This is a genomic window from Phyllobacterium sp. LjRoot231, assembly GCF_964253365.1.
Classification (GTDB): Bacteria; Pseudomonadota; Alphaproteobacteria; order Rhizobiales; family Rhizobiaceae; genus Phyllobacterium.
In genome coordinates this window covers 3230800-3244497 of record NZ_CAXUQT020000001.1, presented here as the reverse complement: position 1 = coordinate 3244497, position 13698 = coordinate 3230800, and the positions used below count along the sequence as shown (strand labels likewise).

Here is a 13698-nt window from a genome sequence, read left to right as displayed (position 1 = left end):
AAGGGCTTCAAGAGATGGTTTTCAGAGCAATTGGGTCCAAAGGCAATTCGTCACCACTAAGCAGCGCGTAATCAGCCGCAACCATCTCCCTCACCAATGCTTCGAGACCAATTGTATGGCGCCAGCCGAGTTGTGCCCGTGCCTTGGCCGGATTGCCAAGCAACAAGTCAACCTCTGTCGGGCGGAAATAGGCAGGATCAATCCGCACAAGAACTCTCCCAGTGCTTCGACAGTATCCCTCTTCTTCCAAGCCTGAACCGCGCCAAACGATGTCAATACCGCCACATGCGAAGGACAGCTCAACAAAGCGACGCACTGTGTGTGTTTCGCCGGTTGCAAGCACGTAGTCGTCCGGTTTTTCTTGCTGAACGATTTGCCACATACCTTCGACGAAATCGCGGGCGTGGCCCCAGTCTCTTTTAGCGTTGAGATTTCCCAACCACACGCATTCCTGCTGTCCTAGTACAATGGCCGCGACTGCGCGCGTGATCTTGCGCGTGACGAACGTCTCGCCACGGCGAGGACTTTCGTGATTAAATAGTATGCCATTCGACGCGTGTATGCCGTAGGCTTCGCGATAATTTACGGTGATCCAGTATGCATAGAGTTTTGCAGCAGCGTAAGGGCTACGGGGATAGAAGGGCGTGGTCTCATCCTGCGGTGCCACCTCAGCCTTTCCGTACAATTCACTGGTCGATGCTTGATAAAAGCGGGTGCTTCCCTCCATGCCGAGAATTCGGATGGCCTCGAGCAGTCTGAGTGTGCCCAGCGCGTCGGAATTTCCGGTGTATTCTGGTGTCTCAAAACTTACCTGCACGTGAGACTGAGCACCCAAATTGTAGACTTCGTCCGGCTTCGTCTCTTGAAGGACGCGGATCAGATTGGTCGCGTCCGTCAGATCGCCATAGTGTAGAAAGAAGCGGGCGTGCTGTTCATGCGGATCCTGGTACAAATGGTCAATACGGGCTGTGTTGAAGGAAGAGGATCGCCTCTTAACGCCATGAACAATATAGCCCTTCTGCAACAATAGTTCAGCCAAATAGGATCCGTCTTGACCGGTCACGCCTGTTATTAACGCCACGCGCTTCCTCGTGGAATTCGTCTCAATCGATTCGCTCATAACTCACCTTTTTTAACGAGCACTAGCCACTACCAACGCCGCTGCTTGAACGATTACTTGCTATTAAAGACCATGCCCCCTCGGTAGCGCAGGCGCGCCGCACACAGAATCTGCCAAACAGCCGCTCGCCAGCATGGGCTTTTCTCCAGTGCCCACTCATATATGGGTAAGCCGGTTTCGGCAATGCTGCCGTCACACGTATGAAAGCTATCACAATTGCTTCGGGAAATGCTTCCGAATCAAGTGCTGAATTCAATCTTGCAAAATATCTTTCACCAGCAAGTTTCTATATACCTTCTACCGAAGTTACGTCATCTTGGATTGAAAATACTCCGTTCGCAATGTGGATTATGGAGGCGATCCGGCCTCGGACATTTGTCGAATTGGGTTCGCTTCACGGCGTATCCTATTTCACGTTTTGCGAGACTGCGCTCCGCTTGGGTAGCAGAACCCGTTGCTTCGCGATCGATACGTGGAAAGGGGATGAGCACACCGGATTTTACGATGAGACCGTATGGGCCGGGGTTAAGGCAACCAATGAGGCTCATTATTCATCCTCTTCAACACTGCTTCGGCAAACCTTCGATGAAGCTCTAGTCAATTTTTCCGACTGCGGAATTGACTTGCTATGTCCGCCGTCAGCGCGTGTGAGACAAAATTGGTTTAATTGAGAAGAGAGGTTTCTGGTTCATCGTAGCTCACTAAAAGGAAGCGAAGATGAGACAGAAAACCGGGCCGCAGAAACGGCGGAACACGTGATCAAGGACATCCGGCGGGCAACACGCAAGCATCATTCAGCCGAGAAGATCCGCATCGTGCTTGAAGGCCTGCGCGGCGAGGAAAGCATTGCAGCGCTTTGCCGCCGCGAGGGCATTGCCGAGTGCCTCTACTACAGCTGGTCGAAGGAGTTCCTCGAAGCCGGCAAGAAACGGCTGGCGGGCGACACAGCCCGAGCCGCCACCTCAGATGAGGTGAAGGTTCTTCGCCGCGAAACGCGCGACCTCAAGGAAGTCGTCGCCGAACAGGCCCTCGAACTGCGTCTGCTGAAAAAAAGCATGATCGCGGATTGGGGGCGACGAGGAATGAGATATCCAGGATCCGAAAAACTGGAAATTATCCGCCTCATTGAGCAATCGCATCTGCCGATCCGCAAGACACTTGAGAAACTCGGTATTTCCCGGCCAACCTTCTATCGCTGGTATGACCGCTTTCTCGAACATGGCGTCGAGGGCCTCGAGGACCAGCGATCAGCGCCGTTCTCGCGTGTGGAACCGCATCCCCGACGATGTCAGAGCCAGGATCATCGACATGGCGCTGGCAAAGACCGAGCTGTCTCCGCGCGAGCTGGCCGTCTGTTTTACCGACACGGAAAGGTATTTTGTCTCGGAGGCCTCGGTCTACCGGCTGCTGAAAGCCCATGATCTGATCACCTCGCCAGCCTTCATCGTCATCAAGGCTGGTGACGAGTTCAAGGACAAGACCACCGCGCCCAACCAGCTCTGGCAGACCGACTTCACCTATCTGAAGGTCATCGGCTGGGGCTGGTTTTATCTGTCTACGGTGCTGGACACTTCTCGCGATACATCATTGCCTGGAAGCTGTGCACGACGATGAAAGTCGGGGATGTCACCGACACGCTGAACTTGCCCTAACAGCATCAGGCTGCGACAGCGTGAGGGTCGAGCACAAGCCAAGGCTGCTTTCCGACAATGGCCCGCGTTACGTCGCGGGCGAGCTGGGCGAATGGCTGGAAAAGCGGTCTGTAGAACAGGTTCACGGTGCACCCGGACACCCTCAGACCCAAGGCAAGATCGGGCGCTGGCACCAAACATTGAAGAACCGCATCCTGCTCGAGAACTACGAAGCGCAGATCGCCGCATTCATCGATCATTACAACCACCGCCGATATCATGAGAGCATCAGCAATCTCACCCCGGCCGACGTCTACATCGGACGGGGCCACACCATCCTGTTACAAAAGGAAACGCCACACAATCAAACTGCGACGCTTGCAACACGAGCTTGTCCAGCATCGCCTGGCTAATATCGATAGCGACAACTTCATAACCCATATCGTGTAGTGCTATCGACACGAGGCCGCTGCCGCAACCGAGATCGAGATGGAGAATCTTCGCTCCAGGCGACGCATAACGCTGTACGTATTTGATGAAGACATCCTTGCTTGACAAGTTGGAATAGCGACGACGCTGCCTGAGTATTTTTATCATAGGCGGCCGCCGCAGCGGGGCTTTGCCAAGCAGACGATTTGCCCACTTAAACTAACTTGTCTATGACCGATGCAAGGGACACATTCCATTTTGGAGCGCGCCAGTCGAATACGCCAAAGAACCTGTCCGTCGACAATCTGGAGTTCAGCGGGCGCATTGCCTTCGTCGGATATTCCGCGGTAAGAATGTCCTTGACCTCTGCCTTGGGGCCGCCTCTTTGGCTGCTCGCCGCAAAGATTTCCCTGGCAAATGAACTCCAGTTCGTGTTGCCGGTGCCTGCGAGATGATAAATGCCAAAGGCATCAAATGCCGAGTCCGTCCGAAGCCGATCCGCGACATGTAAAATGCCATCTGCAATATCGAGTGCCGATGTCGGATTACCCCATTGATCCGAAACCACGGAGACAGTGTCGCGATTTTCTGCCAGCGTGAGCATGGTCTTGACGAAATTCTTGCCAAATGGACTGTAGACCCATGCCGTTCGCAAGATCAGATGGCGGGAGTTTGCGGCTCCAACAGCCAATTCACCGTCAAGCTTGGAGCGGCCATAGGCGCTGCGCGGTCCGGTAGGATCGGTTTCCACGTAAGGCTTTTCACCTTCCCCTGAAAACACATAGTCCGTGGAGAGATGAATTACAGGGGCGCCCATCTCTGCGGCGGCCTGCGCCACGGCTCCTGCACCAATCGCGTTTATAGCCTGCGCGAGCTCCGGCTCGTCCTCGGCCTGATCCACGGCCGTGTATGCGGCCGCGGAGACAACGAGATCGGGCCTGGCGGCGTGAATGGCATCGACTATCGTTTCAGGTCGCGCCAGGTCGAGTTCCGGACGCCCGAGAGCAATGAGTTCTATTGAGGAATGGTGTACCGCCCGTTCGGTAAGGCTGCGTACGACCTGTCCTTCCCGTCCGGTGACGACAATTCTCATACTGGCCCTTTGGTCGCTGCACCCAGCCGCTCGCCTGCGTAACGTTCACCTCGGATCGGCTGCCACCACCAATCATTATCGAGATACCATTGTACAGTCCGCTCCAGACCAGTTTCGAACGTCTCCGCAGGCTTCCAGCCGAGTTCCCGCTCGATCTTGGAGGCATCGATGGCGTAACGGCGATCATGACCCGGCCGGTCCGTGACGAAGGTGATCAGGTCGCGGTAACGTTTGCCGCCGCTCCGAGGGCGTTTCCTGTCTAGAATATCGCAGATCGTTTCGACGACGCTGAGATTGGTGCGTTCTGCTCGCCCGCCGATATTATAGCTCTCGCCGGGTTTGCCCTTGGTGACCACCAGTTCCAGCGCACGAGCGTGATCTTCAACGAAGAGCCAGTCGCGTATGTTTGCACCCGCGCCGTAGACGGGTAGCGGTTTGCCATCCAGGGCATTGAGAATCACCAGCGGGATCAGTTTTTCGGGAAAATGGAAAGGGCCGTAATTATTCGAGCAATTCGAAAGCACGACGGGGAGACCATAGGTTTCGTGCCAGGCTCTTACCAAATGATCCGAAGCCGCCTTCGAAGCAGAATAGGGCGACGAGGGTGCATAAGGTGTTTCTTCGGTGAAGATACCGCTATCGAAGGGCAGGTCGCCAAATACTTCGTCCGTGGAAATGTGATGGAAGCGGAACGCCGATTTCGCCGGCTCCGGCAGTTCTCGCCAATATGTCAGCGCCGCATTGAGCATGCGGAATGTACCGACAATGTTGGTTTCAATGAAGGCAGCCGGAGCGTCGATGGAGCGATCGACGTGACTTTCAGCAGCCAGATGCATGACTGCATCGATCTTCTCGTTGCGCAAGATACCGAGAATCGTCGTGTCATCGCAGATATCGGCCTCGAAAAAACTGTAATTGGTATGGTTTTCCAGCGGGCGCAGCGAGGCAAGGTTCCCCGCATAGGTCAGCTTGTCGACATTGACGACATGGTTTTTCGGGTTGGCCGCAAGGTGACGGCAGACCGCTGATCCAATAAAGCCGGCGCCGCCTGTAACAAGTATCCTCATGAAACTGATTGCTCCTCAGGGAAAAATATCGGCACCATCGAGCAAGGGCGCCTTCCGGTCCTTGTCAGACAGCTGAATGGCGGAGGTCTCGAATGGCCAGTCAATGCCTATGGAAGGATCGTCGAAGCGGATATTGCGATCGTGTTCGGATGAATAATAATCCGTCACCTTGTAGATGACCTCGGTATTTTCCTCTAAGGTCAGAAACCCATGCGCGAAGCCTTTTGGAACGAGAATCTGGTTCCATTTCGCCGCGGACACTTCAATTGAAACCCATTTCCTGAAGGTCGGCGACGACCTCCGGATGTCGACCACGACATCGAGTATCGAGCCGCTCACCACCCGTACGAGCTTGTCCTGAGCGCATGGCGGCAATTGGTAGTGTAATCCGCGCAGAACGCCTTTGGCGGTCGAAAGAGAGTGGTTGTCCTGAACGAATTGCAGATCGATCCCCGCCTTGGTGAAGGCCTGCTTGTTATAGGTTTCGGAGAAGAAGCCCCTGTCGTCGCCGAATTTACGCGGCAGGATCTCAAGTACGCCTTCCAGGGCGAGAGGTATGACTTCAACCATCATTTCCTACCTCCGCGGCGCGGCGCCGCAAATAACCGGCATATTCTGTCTTGCCCATTTTCTCCGCTCTCGCGAGAACCTGTTCGGCGCTAAGCCAGCCCCACTCCAGACCGATCTCCTCTGGGCAGGCAATCTTGATGCCCTGCCGGTGTTCGATCGTCCGCACGAACGAGGAAGCCTCGTGCAGACTGTCATGGGTTCCCGTATCCAGCCAGGCATAGCCACGCCCCAATCGCTGGACACGCAAATCGCCGCGCTCGAGATAGATATTGTTGATGCTGGTAATCTCCAGTTCGCCGCGTTGTGAAGGTGTGATGGATCTGGCGATATCGACAACTTCATTGTCGTAGAAATACAGGCCAGTGACAGCCCAGCTGGATTTCGGCTTGACGGGCTTTTCCTCGATGGAAAGCGCCCGGCCAGTCGTCTTGTCAAACTCGACGACACCGTAACGTTGCGGATCCTCAACGTGGTAGGCAAAAACCGTACCGCCTTTCTCGCCGGATGATGCCAGCTGGCAAAGTTTGGAAAGGCCGTCGCCGAAATAGATATTGTCGCCGAGGATCATCGCGACACTGTCGTCGCCGATGAAGTCGCGCCCGATGATGAACGCTTCCGCCAGGCCGTTCGGATTCGGCTGCTCGGCATAGGAAAAATTCACGCCGAAATCGCTGCCGTCACCAAGCAGCTTTTGGAAAAGCGGCAAATCATGCGGTGTTGAGATCACCAGAATGTCGCGTATTCCGGCGAGCATCAACACGCTCAACGGGTAATAGATCATCGGCTTGTCATAAATAGGAAGCATTTGCTTCGACATGGCAATGGTCAATGGATAGAGACGTGTACCGCTTCCACCTGCGAGTATGATTCCCTTCATTCGCTACTTGTCCTCGTCATTAGGCCGCATCTCGACACAAAACTTTAGTGGCCTTAACATGGCAACGTGAGTTCCGGAAGTCCCAAATAGCCTCTCGATTGCATGGAGAATGCTTACAGCCTTTCGCTTTGGAAAACGATCTGATTACGCGAGACCGAAAAGAAACGGTCAGTTACCTTAGGAGATCATAAATTTCCGTCGCAACGCCGCCCTTAAGCAGAAACCGAGCCTCTCCGGCCAATCGCTTTGGAAAACGATCTGATTACGCGAGACCGAAAAGAAACGGTCAGTTACCTTAGGAGATCATAAATTTCCGTCGCAACGCCGCCCTTAAGCAGAAACCGAGCCTCTCCGGCCAATACTTTATCTAGGTAGAGGCATAATACAGCCGGATCGTGTCATCATCGACGGCAGCCAGATCAACCAGGAGGCGATCATTTCCTGCGATGCGACAAATCGCTCTCGGCGTCACCTGAAGTCGATCACGATCAGGAAAGTCAATTCTTGACGGATGTATTTGACAAGGCGTTTCTTCGTCCAATGAGTTGTTGCCTGACGAACGGCGTGGGCGTCTTTGGATGACCTGTCTATTTCCTTTGGGTCAACTGGCGGCAGTGGACGCGGCCTGCCAGGAGGCACTCGATCAAAGTGTCTGGTCGGCCGCGGTGATCATCAACATTCTGGCTCGCAGCCGTGACCCGGCTCCCACAATTACCCTTCACACCCCCGATGCGCCTCGTCTGACCCATGAGCCAGTGGCCGATTGCGCACGTTATGACAGCCTCAGGAGGGCAAGTTGAGATGGAACGTACCCAGGTTCTGGATTTGATGAGCAGTCTCAGGCTCTATGGGATGCGCAGCGCCTATGACGAGATCATGGGCAATGGCATCAAGCGGCAGCATGAGCCTCCCCGCATCGTCGGGGATCTGCTGCAGCCGGAGATTGCCGAGAAGCAGGCTCGCTCAATCCGGTATCAGCTCTTGATCGCAAAATTGCCGTTGGCAAAGGATATCGATGACTTCGACTTTTCGAACACGCCCGTCAATGAGGGGCTGATCCGGGACCTTGCTACGGGTACATTTGCGGCCGATCAACGCAAACGTGGTGCTGGTTGGCGGTACGGGGACAGGCAAGTCGCACCTGGCTATCGCCATTGCCCGTGCGCTTATACGCAATGGCACACGCGGGCGTTTCTTCAATGTCGTCGATCTGGTCAACCGTCTCGAAACCGAAACACGCAGCGGCAGACAGGGCCGGATGGCAGACTACCTCAATCGCCTCGACTTCATCATTCTCGATGAACTCGGTTATCTGCCCTTCGCGCAAGCCGGAGGTCAGCTCCTGTTCCACCTCATCAGCGGCTATACGAACGCACCTCCATCATCGTCACCACCAATCTCGCGTTTGGCGAATGGCCTACCGTCTTTGGGGATGCCAAGATGACGACCGCACTGCTCGATCGGCTGACGCATCATTGCGAAATCGTCGAAACCGGAAACGAATCCTGGCGCTTCAAAAACCGCTCTCAAAGCTCACATGAGGATTTCTGCGTCAAGACCAATCATTGATGCATAGAACGTTTCCTTTGGATGTTTGTTTCGAACCCATGGTCTGAGCCAGATTGCATGACGCGGCACGTTTCCGTCGCCGTTTCAAACTCACATACGGTTGCCGTTCGTTCGGCAGCACCACCATCCCGCTTGCGTTGCGGCAAGGCTCAGGAGAACGGGACCATTCTAAAGCGCGGCATCTGAAGCCAGACTTTGAGTCGGTTCGCTCACCTGGATCCGCCAGGATTGATCAGTCCTGGAAGATTTCGATATTTGGTCCGACGTCATGCAGACTTCATGACAGCCCCTTCAATGACAACACCCGCGGTGACATACTTCCACAGCGCAATCAGGAGCTTCCGCGCTATTGCCACGATTGCAGCCTTCTTCAATCGTCCCCCATTCGACTGGACCCGATCCACAAACCAGCGGCTGAGCGCCGATCCTGGCTGGTTGCGCAGCCACAGCCACGACAGCTGAATCATTGTGGTGCGCAATCGCGGATTGCCTGCTTTCGAGACACCTTGTTCGTGGTCGATGGTCCCGCTCTGCCAAGGGGTAGGCGCCAAACCTGCATAGGCGGCAATCTGTCGCCGATTATCAAAATGCCGACACAGCCCTTCGGCCCAAAGAACGGCGGCAAACTCAGCGCCAACACCCTTCAAGGAAAGCAGCATTGCTGCCTTTGCCGGCCCCTTAGCCGCTTGCTCCTCGTGTGCGGCCAGAAGAGAATTGCGCTCACTCTCCACTGCCGCAATCTGTTCAAGCAGCAGCTCAAGGCGATCGAGTTCACGATTTATTTGAGTCTTTAGATGCCTCGGCAGGCCGCGCCCGTCTCCGGTCTGGAGCTCCTCCAGGCGTTTGCGGCGATCCTTGCGAAGCGGTTGATAGCCGCTGACGCCCTGGGCGAAGAGTAGACCCTTGACGCGATTGACATGCCTTACCCGTTCCGCAATCAACACTTTGCGTTCCCGGCAAATGCGACGCCGATCTTCGTCCTCTGGGCTCGGCGCTTTGACCATTGCGCATACACGTGGCTCGCCGCGCTTGAACGCAAGCAGTGCCCGGACCAGTGCTTCACCATCAATCTTATCGGTCTTCGCGCGCCGGCGCCGACGTGAAGTAGCGATCGAAGCCGCATCGACAACGTAACTCTCGATCCCGTTTGCTTCCAGCACGCGATGTATCCAAAAGCCGTCCAATCCCGCTTCCTGGATCGTAACGATGGGAAACGATCTTCCCGTTCGGAGCCGGGCCTTCTGTTGTAACTGCGCAAACCGATCCAACAGCCCGGCAACGTCGCCGCCGTCTACCACATGCTTTGACATCTTCTCGCCGTTGCCCGGCGACAACGAAGTCACCAGCCAGGTCGATCTGCTCAGTTCCAAAGACACAAAAATTGCGCCAAGATCAGTGCGGACAGCGGTCTGCGTTTTTGATTGAACGGGTGTGGTTTCCATAACCTACTCCTTCCGAGCGAGTGCTTTGATGCAGCCTCACTCTGCCAGAGCGCCGGCCGCTGTTCACTCCTCATGGGATCTAAAGCCGGATTCGCCAATCACCCGCACTTGCCGACCCTCTGCAACCCCGACGAGCGTCGGCAAGTGCTCACCCTCATAACCAAGGGGGTCAAAATTGGACGCCGATAAGGGGTCAAAGTTCCGTGCCGATTGACACTAGCATTCTTTGAGCTTGTCGTATCAGGAGCGGATCGCCACAGTGATGCACCTGCTTTTGGCGGCTTCCGGAGAAGGCATTCCCTCAGCAGCCTGTCCGTGAATGGATCGCCGTCATGAAGAAGGGCCGAATATGAGGTTAGCGGCCCAAAGCCGTCCTTCACCATGTTAGATCACAGTGCCTGTAATAAATTCGATTTAGAAATGGATGAGGCCGGCGGCTACTTATCGAAGGGTGGCCGAGGCGCCGGGCCTCTTGCAAAGTCCAGACATACAACGGAATCAGACTGCTCTTACACCGCATACCTGTCTAATAGACACTCTGATTTAGTCCGTCACCGTTCATTCGGTTGACAGGCTTTTTGCCATTGGCTCGGCTCAAACCCATCAGTTGCCTCTGAATGTCTTTGCCTGTTCTTGATAAAAAGGACCGGCACGCTTGCGAGCAGCCGTCAAGTTGGTGAACCTGAAATTTAGTGGCGTAGCTTCATCAAAGGTTCAGCTAACCCGGAAATCAGCGTCCTCAAGCCGATAATACCACTTGGTTACGCCTCCGTCCCTGCCGCCGGACACGAGTGAGGCCCAGATAGTCCATTTTGGTTGGACTATACTGAGCCTCGTGTCAGGACGCTTTTTGAAACTTGTTCAATGCCATCCTGGCACTGGTGAAACGCACAATGAGCACGATAGTTCCACAACGATGGGCCCAGGATGGGAGAATGTTCGGCAGCCGCTGAACTTGTTTCCAAGGGCATGACACAACCTCTCAACCGTCATGACGACCTGAGGCTCAATGCAATTGTTTTTGGCGTTCACTACGAGTCAGTGGCGTATAGACAACAGTAGTATCAACCGGCTTGCCTGCAGTTTTCGACAGACTGAGTTCCCGCTTTACCGCCATGCTGGCTAATCTACCAAAATCCGTTTCACCGCTGTTGAAAAAAATCATGATTGCGCGGGCGAGGCGATTTGCGTGTGGATGATATTTCGGATCACGATCAAGTATCCGCGAAGCTCTGCGGTGAGCCTCCTCCAGGATACGCCAATCGTTTTGAGAATAGAAACGGTCAAATCCCGGAATTGGCATTGACTGCTCCCATGTCCTTAAGCGGAGCAAATTGCGTTGGGAACGTCCGCAGCCCCGATGCATGACGACCTTTCAACTGTCTGCCAATGCGAGGAAACTGTCAATCGGATTGATTAACTGTAAATCGTATTGATTAGATGGCGCTCACACTACCGTCGTGTAGCCAAATTCGATATACTGTAGTCTGGTGGGCTATTGTGCGGCCGGTTTGTTCATCAAGATTGCTGCTGTCTGCCTTTGTTGCGCGTCCTGCGTATAAAGCTTCTCGCGGCAGTGAAGATAGTCGGGAGTTCCCGGTTTTGCACCCAAGATCGACATTGCTCATCTTGAGCTTTATCAGCTTCAGCGCGTTGTTTTGACATTGGGTCCTTGTCTGACGCGCATTCTGTTACGGCCAGCAAGAGCCCGGCAGCAAGCAACATTCTCATTTGATCCTCCACCTGTGGTGAGATGCGAGGTCAAGGAGCAGGAATGTTAAAACCGCTGCCCCGCGGCGGTCAATAATCCGCCCGATGCAGACGCGAGCCCATTGCTGTTCCGGGGCATTTGAATTCGAGGCCAAAGAACCAAACCTCGGATTTGGATGGCTCTTGAACCACCACCTGTCAAAAAACATTCTGATTTAGCCCGCGCCGTTGACTTGGAGACTTTTTGCGTTTCTGGGACTGATTCGCTACGATACATTTTTCGTAGGAGTGAGGCCATGAGTATAGCATCCCCACGATTTGCCCAGGACGCTGAACAGCGAGAGGCCGAGGACCGCGAAGCCATGCGAGAACGGTTCCTCGCCAAGGTTTCATCCAAAGAGATGTATGAGATTGCACAAGAAGCGCTTGCTGCAGGGTGGGGCTTTCCGGAAGTTCAGCGCGCTATTGACGCATTGGTTGAAAAGAAAGCGCGTGAGGCGGCTGCGGATCCCTGTTAATGGCCGCGACAGCCCGTCCGCTCACATCAACGTCGAGCCTGTTATTGCCCGAACCGGACTATAGCTCTTGAATTTTTGTGCTTTTTGCTTTGTTCACGGTCTTATACTTGCTAATGGAATAGGCTCCTTTTGACCGTTTGAGCACCTCGGACAATCTGTCCGGCTCGCGCTTGGTCTTCGGCATGTGTTTCTTGATCGATTCCATAAGATGGTCCGGCGCAGTGGGCATTCTCCGGACAAAGTGCTGTGACGATCCTCCCATAGCGGTCACTCCTTCCAAAAACTCCTGATATTATAAAACGCCGGTAGCGCCTGGAAAGTTGCTCGTATGGGCAAGTTTTCTTCACGACGGCCGCCGCACCTTAGCCTTATGCGACTTCTTCAGCTTTCCTGCTGGCGGCAACCGCTTTGGTTCATCGATATAGTTGCCAGCTTCTTTACTTCTTTTGCTGCTTCAATGAAAGCAACGCGTGCGGCTCCGGGTGAAAGCTTGCGTTCCAGACAAGACAAGAGAGCATCCCTGGCGGAGGAAAGTTTCTCTCCTTGGTCGATTGGCCAATCGTTCAGGAGGCATTCGGCGGCGCGCAGTGCCGATGTGATCACGCGCAACCGGCCAGGTTGGCTTGTCATAATCCTCACGGCATTGAACGGTCGATCATCCATCGAACCCGAACGGGAAACAAACGGACTCAGTTCCGTAGTCACTTGGAATTAAGTGAAAGGGTATAACTATAACATATTGATATTTAAGGAAAAATCCAGAAGGTGGCGGAGGGGGTGGCAGCCACCTAGCAGTGTCACTGCGTTGCACCTCATCTCATATGCAATTGTTTTCATTATGTTATTGTACAATCAATGCCGTTTGCCATTGCATACCCTGTCATCGTGTTGCATAGATTTAGGGTAGGTCTATTGGTGGGCCCGTCTGGAGCGCATGTGCCTCGCAAAGCACAAGAACTGGGTCCACTGCATATTAAGCGACTGATAGAGCCAGGTATCCATTTTGTCGGCGGTGTGAGTGGCTTGCAGCTGCAAGTCAAGGACACGGGCGCCCGATCGTGGTTGCTGCGCGTGCAGATTGGCGGCAAGCGCCGTCACATCGGCCTTGGAGGTATGCCGGCCATATCGATGCTGAAACGACACATCTCCGCATCCGCGACCTTCTCAACCGTCCACGTCGCCGCCCCATATTGCGTAATCGCAGCGCTGGGAAACCCTCCAGCGTCGATTTCATTGATAAACTTTACCAAGTTAGAAAGTCGGTCGCCAAAATCATCAAAAGCCGTGGTGATGACTTCATTATCGACCCTTATTTTGCAGCACGACCGAACCCCAATAAATCTGGTCGAGCTCAATGTGCAAGACACTCTCAGTGGCGCAATCTCCGGTATCATCAAGGGCATTTTTCGTTTTACGATTCAATATGATAAGCCACTAATTGGCAAGTTAGATATGCTTGCTTTCGAGTACCTACTTTTAGTTATTAGACGAACGCGGCCGGTGCAAAGGAACGCACATCACAACCTTGCCGAAGCGGTCGCACGATCCTCCTGCAGCGAACGCGACTATCGAGCAAACCCACGACAATCTGACCGTTGCTACCTGCGTCATACGCGGGAAGGTCCAACTGCGATCAACGTCAAGTCATATTTCAAGGAAATTCAATGACAGC

Annotated in this window: 12 protein-coding genes and 4 pseudogenes; 7 read left to right on the top strand and 9 right to left on the bottom strand. The window is 54.2% G+C overall.

Annotated elements, in window-relative coordinates; genetic code table 11:
- Positions 1-7: 7 nt before the first annotated feature.
- Positions 8-1120 carry a GDP-mannose 4,6-dehydratase gene (gene gmd, locus ACSQ3H_RS15985; RefSeq protein ID WP_436117956.1) on the bottom strand — a complete coding sequence of 371 codons (1113 nt, stop codon included), beginning with the start codon at positions 1118-1120 and terminating at the stop codon, positions 8-10.
- Between the two features lie 200 nt (positions 1121-1320).
- Here gmd and ACSQ3H_RS15980 point away from each other — a divergent pair, with 200 nt between their 5' ends.
- The gene (locus ACSQ3H_RS15980; RefSeq protein WP_436117955.1) at positions 1321-1791 is read left to right on the top strand and encodes a class I SAM-dependent methyltransferase; all 471 of its coding nucleotides are present in this window, start codon (positions 1321-1323) and stop codon (positions 1789-1791) included.
- Between the two features lie 12 nt (positions 1792-1803).
- Positions 1804-3164, top strand: a pseudogene (locus ACSQ3H_RS15975) (IS3 family transposase).
- Here the strand turns inward: ACSQ3H_RS15975 and ACSQ3H_RS15970 are convergent.
- The 5 genes from ACSQ3H_RS15970 to rfbA are packed head-to-tail and all read right to left on the bottom strand — an operon-like array spanning position 3049 to position 6787.
- On the bottom strand, positions 3049-3348 hold the full coding sequence (locus ACSQ3H_RS15970) for a class I SAM-dependent methyltransferase (RefSeq protein ID WP_436117954.1): 300 nt from the start codon (positions 3346-3348) through the stop codon (positions 3049-3051). The pseudogene ACSQ3H_RS15975 and the gene ACSQ3H_RS15970 sit on opposite strands and share 116 nt — an antisense overlap.
- 46 nt (positions 3349-3394) lie before the next feature.
- Positions 3395-4273 (bottom strand): dTDP-4-dehydrorhamnose reductase, encoded by an 879-nt coding sequence (gene rfbD, locus ACSQ3H_RS15965; RefSeq protein ID WP_436117953.1) that lies wholly within the window; start codon positions 4271-4273, stop codon positions 3395-3397.
- Positions 4270-5340 (bottom strand): dTDP-glucose 4,6-dehydratase, encoded by a 1071-nt coding sequence (gene rfbB, locus ACSQ3H_RS15960; protein ID WP_436117952.1) that lies wholly within the window; start codon positions 5338-5340, stop codon positions 4270-4272. The genes rfbD and rfbB overlap by 4 nt, the downstream gene beginning before the upstream one ends.
- A gap of 15 nt (positions 5341-5355) precedes the next feature.
- On the bottom strand, positions 5356-5910 hold the full coding sequence (rfbC, locus tag ACSQ3H_RS15955) for a dTDP-4-dehydrorhamnose 3,5-epimerase (protein WP_436119467.1): 555 nt from the start codon (positions 5908-5910) through the stop codon (positions 5356-5358).
- Positions 5903-6787 carry a glucose-1-phosphate thymidylyltransferase RfbA gene (rfbA, locus tag ACSQ3H_RS15950; RefSeq protein WP_436117951.1) on the bottom strand — a complete coding sequence of 295 codons (885 nt, stop codon included), beginning with the start codon at positions 6785-6787 and terminating at the stop codon, positions 5903-5905. Before rfbA ends, rfbC begins: the two co-directional genes overlap by 8 nt.
- Positions 6788-7172: 385 nt before the next feature.
- On the opposite strand from rfbA, the pseudogene ACSQ3H_RS15945 reads away from it, so the two are divergent.
- From ACSQ3H_RS15945 to istB, 3 pseudogenes are all read left to right on the top strand, one after another.
- Positions 7173-7283: pseudogene (locus tag ACSQ3H_RS15945) on the top strand (IS6 family transposase); the annotation flags it as partial.
- A 109-nt stretch (positions 7284-7392) separates the two neighbouring features.
- Positions 7393-7587: pseudogene (locus tag ACSQ3H_RS15940) on the top strand (IS21 family transposase); the annotation flags it as partial.
- Between the two features lies 1 nt (position 7588).
- Positions 7589-8356, top strand: a pseudogene (gene istB, locus ACSQ3H_RS15935) (IS21-like element helper ATPase IstB).
- A 266-nt stretch (positions 8357-8622) separates the two neighbouring features.
- On the opposite strand, the gene ACSQ3H_RS15930 reads toward istB, so the two are convergent.
- Entirely contained in the window at positions 8623-9798 is a 1176-nt protein-coding gene (locus ACSQ3H_RS15930; protein WP_436117950.1) for an IS110 family transposase, read from the bottom strand.
- Between the two features lie 1006 nt (positions 9799-10804).
- Complete coding sequence (locus tag ACSQ3H_RS15925; protein ID WP_436117949.1) at positions 10805-11101, bottom strand: hypothetical protein; 297 nt, start codon at positions 11099-11101, stop codon at positions 10805-10807.
- 703 nt (positions 11102-11804) lie between these two features.
- Here ACSQ3H_RS15925 and ACSQ3H_RS15920 point away from each other — a divergent pair.
- Positions 11805-12026, top strand: a complete 222-nt coding sequence (locus ACSQ3H_RS15920; RefSeq protein ID WP_436117948.1) for a hypothetical protein — start codon at positions 11805-11807, stop codon at positions 12024-12026.
- Between the two features lie 381 nt (positions 12027-12407).
- On the opposite strand, the gene ACSQ3H_RS15915 is transcribed toward ACSQ3H_RS15920, so the two are convergent.
- Complete coding sequence (locus tag ACSQ3H_RS15915; RefSeq protein WP_436117947.1) at positions 12408-12656, bottom strand: DUF982 domain-containing protein; 249 nt, start codon at positions 12654-12656, stop codon at positions 12408-12410.
- Between the two features lie 306 nt (positions 12657-12962).
- Here ACSQ3H_RS15915 and ACSQ3H_RS15910 point away from each other — a divergent pair, with 306 nt between their 5' ends.
- Complete coding sequence (locus tag ACSQ3H_RS15910; protein WP_436117946.1) at positions 12963-13694, top strand: Arm DNA-binding domain-containing protein; 732 nt, start codon at positions 12963-12965, stop codon at positions 13692-13694.
- The last annotated feature ends 4 nt before the right edge of the window (positions 13695-13698 follow it).

What these genes read in the sequence shown, in the direction of transcription:
- rfbB (WP_436117952.1), bottom strand. Translation starts at nt 5,340, where the DNA reads ATGAGGATACTTGTTACAGGCGGCGCCGGCTTTATTGGATCAGCGGTC.
- ACSQ3H_RS15915 (WP_436117947.1), bottom strand. Translation starts at nt 12,656, where the DNA reads ATGACAAGCCAACCTGGCCGGTTGCGCGTGATCACATCGGCACTGCGC.
- ACSQ3H_RS15980 (WP_436117955.1), top strand. Translation starts at nt 1,321, where the DNA reads ATGAAAGCTATCACAATTGCTTCGGGAAATGCTTCCGAATCAAGTGCT.
- rfbA (WP_436117951.1), bottom strand. Translation starts at nt 6,787, where the DNA reads ATGAAGGGAATCATACTCGCAGGTGGAAGCGGTACACGTCTCTATCCA.
- rfbD (WP_436117953.1), bottom strand. Translation starts at nt 4,273, where the DNA reads ATGAGAATTGTCGTCACCGGACGGGAAGGACAGGTCGTACGCAGCCTT.
- ACSQ3H_RS15930 (WP_436117950.1), bottom strand. Translation starts at nt 9,798, where the DNA reads ATGGAAACCACACCCGTTCAATCAAAAACGCAGACCGCTGTCCGCACT.
- ACSQ3H_RS15925 (WP_436117949.1), bottom strand. Translation starts at nt 11,101, where the DNA reads ATGCCAATTCCGGGATTTGACCGTTTCTATTCTCAAAACGATTGGCGT.
- rfbC (WP_436119467.1), bottom strand. Translation starts at nt 5,910, where the DNA reads ATGGTTGAAGTCATACCTCTCGCCCTGGAAGGCGTACTTGAGATCCTG.
- gmd (WP_436117956.1), bottom strand. Translation starts at nt 1,120, where the DNA reads ATGAGCGAATCGATTGAGACGAATTCCACGAGGAAGCGCGTGGCGTTA.
- ACSQ3H_RS15970 (WP_436117954.1), bottom strand. Translation starts at nt 3,348, where the DNA reads ATGATAAAAATACTCAGGCAGCGTCGTCGCTATTCCAACTTGTCAAGC.
- ACSQ3H_RS15920 (WP_436117948.1), top strand. Translation starts at nt 11,805, where the DNA reads ATGAGTATAGCATCCCCACGATTTGCCCAGGACGCTGAACAGCGAGAG.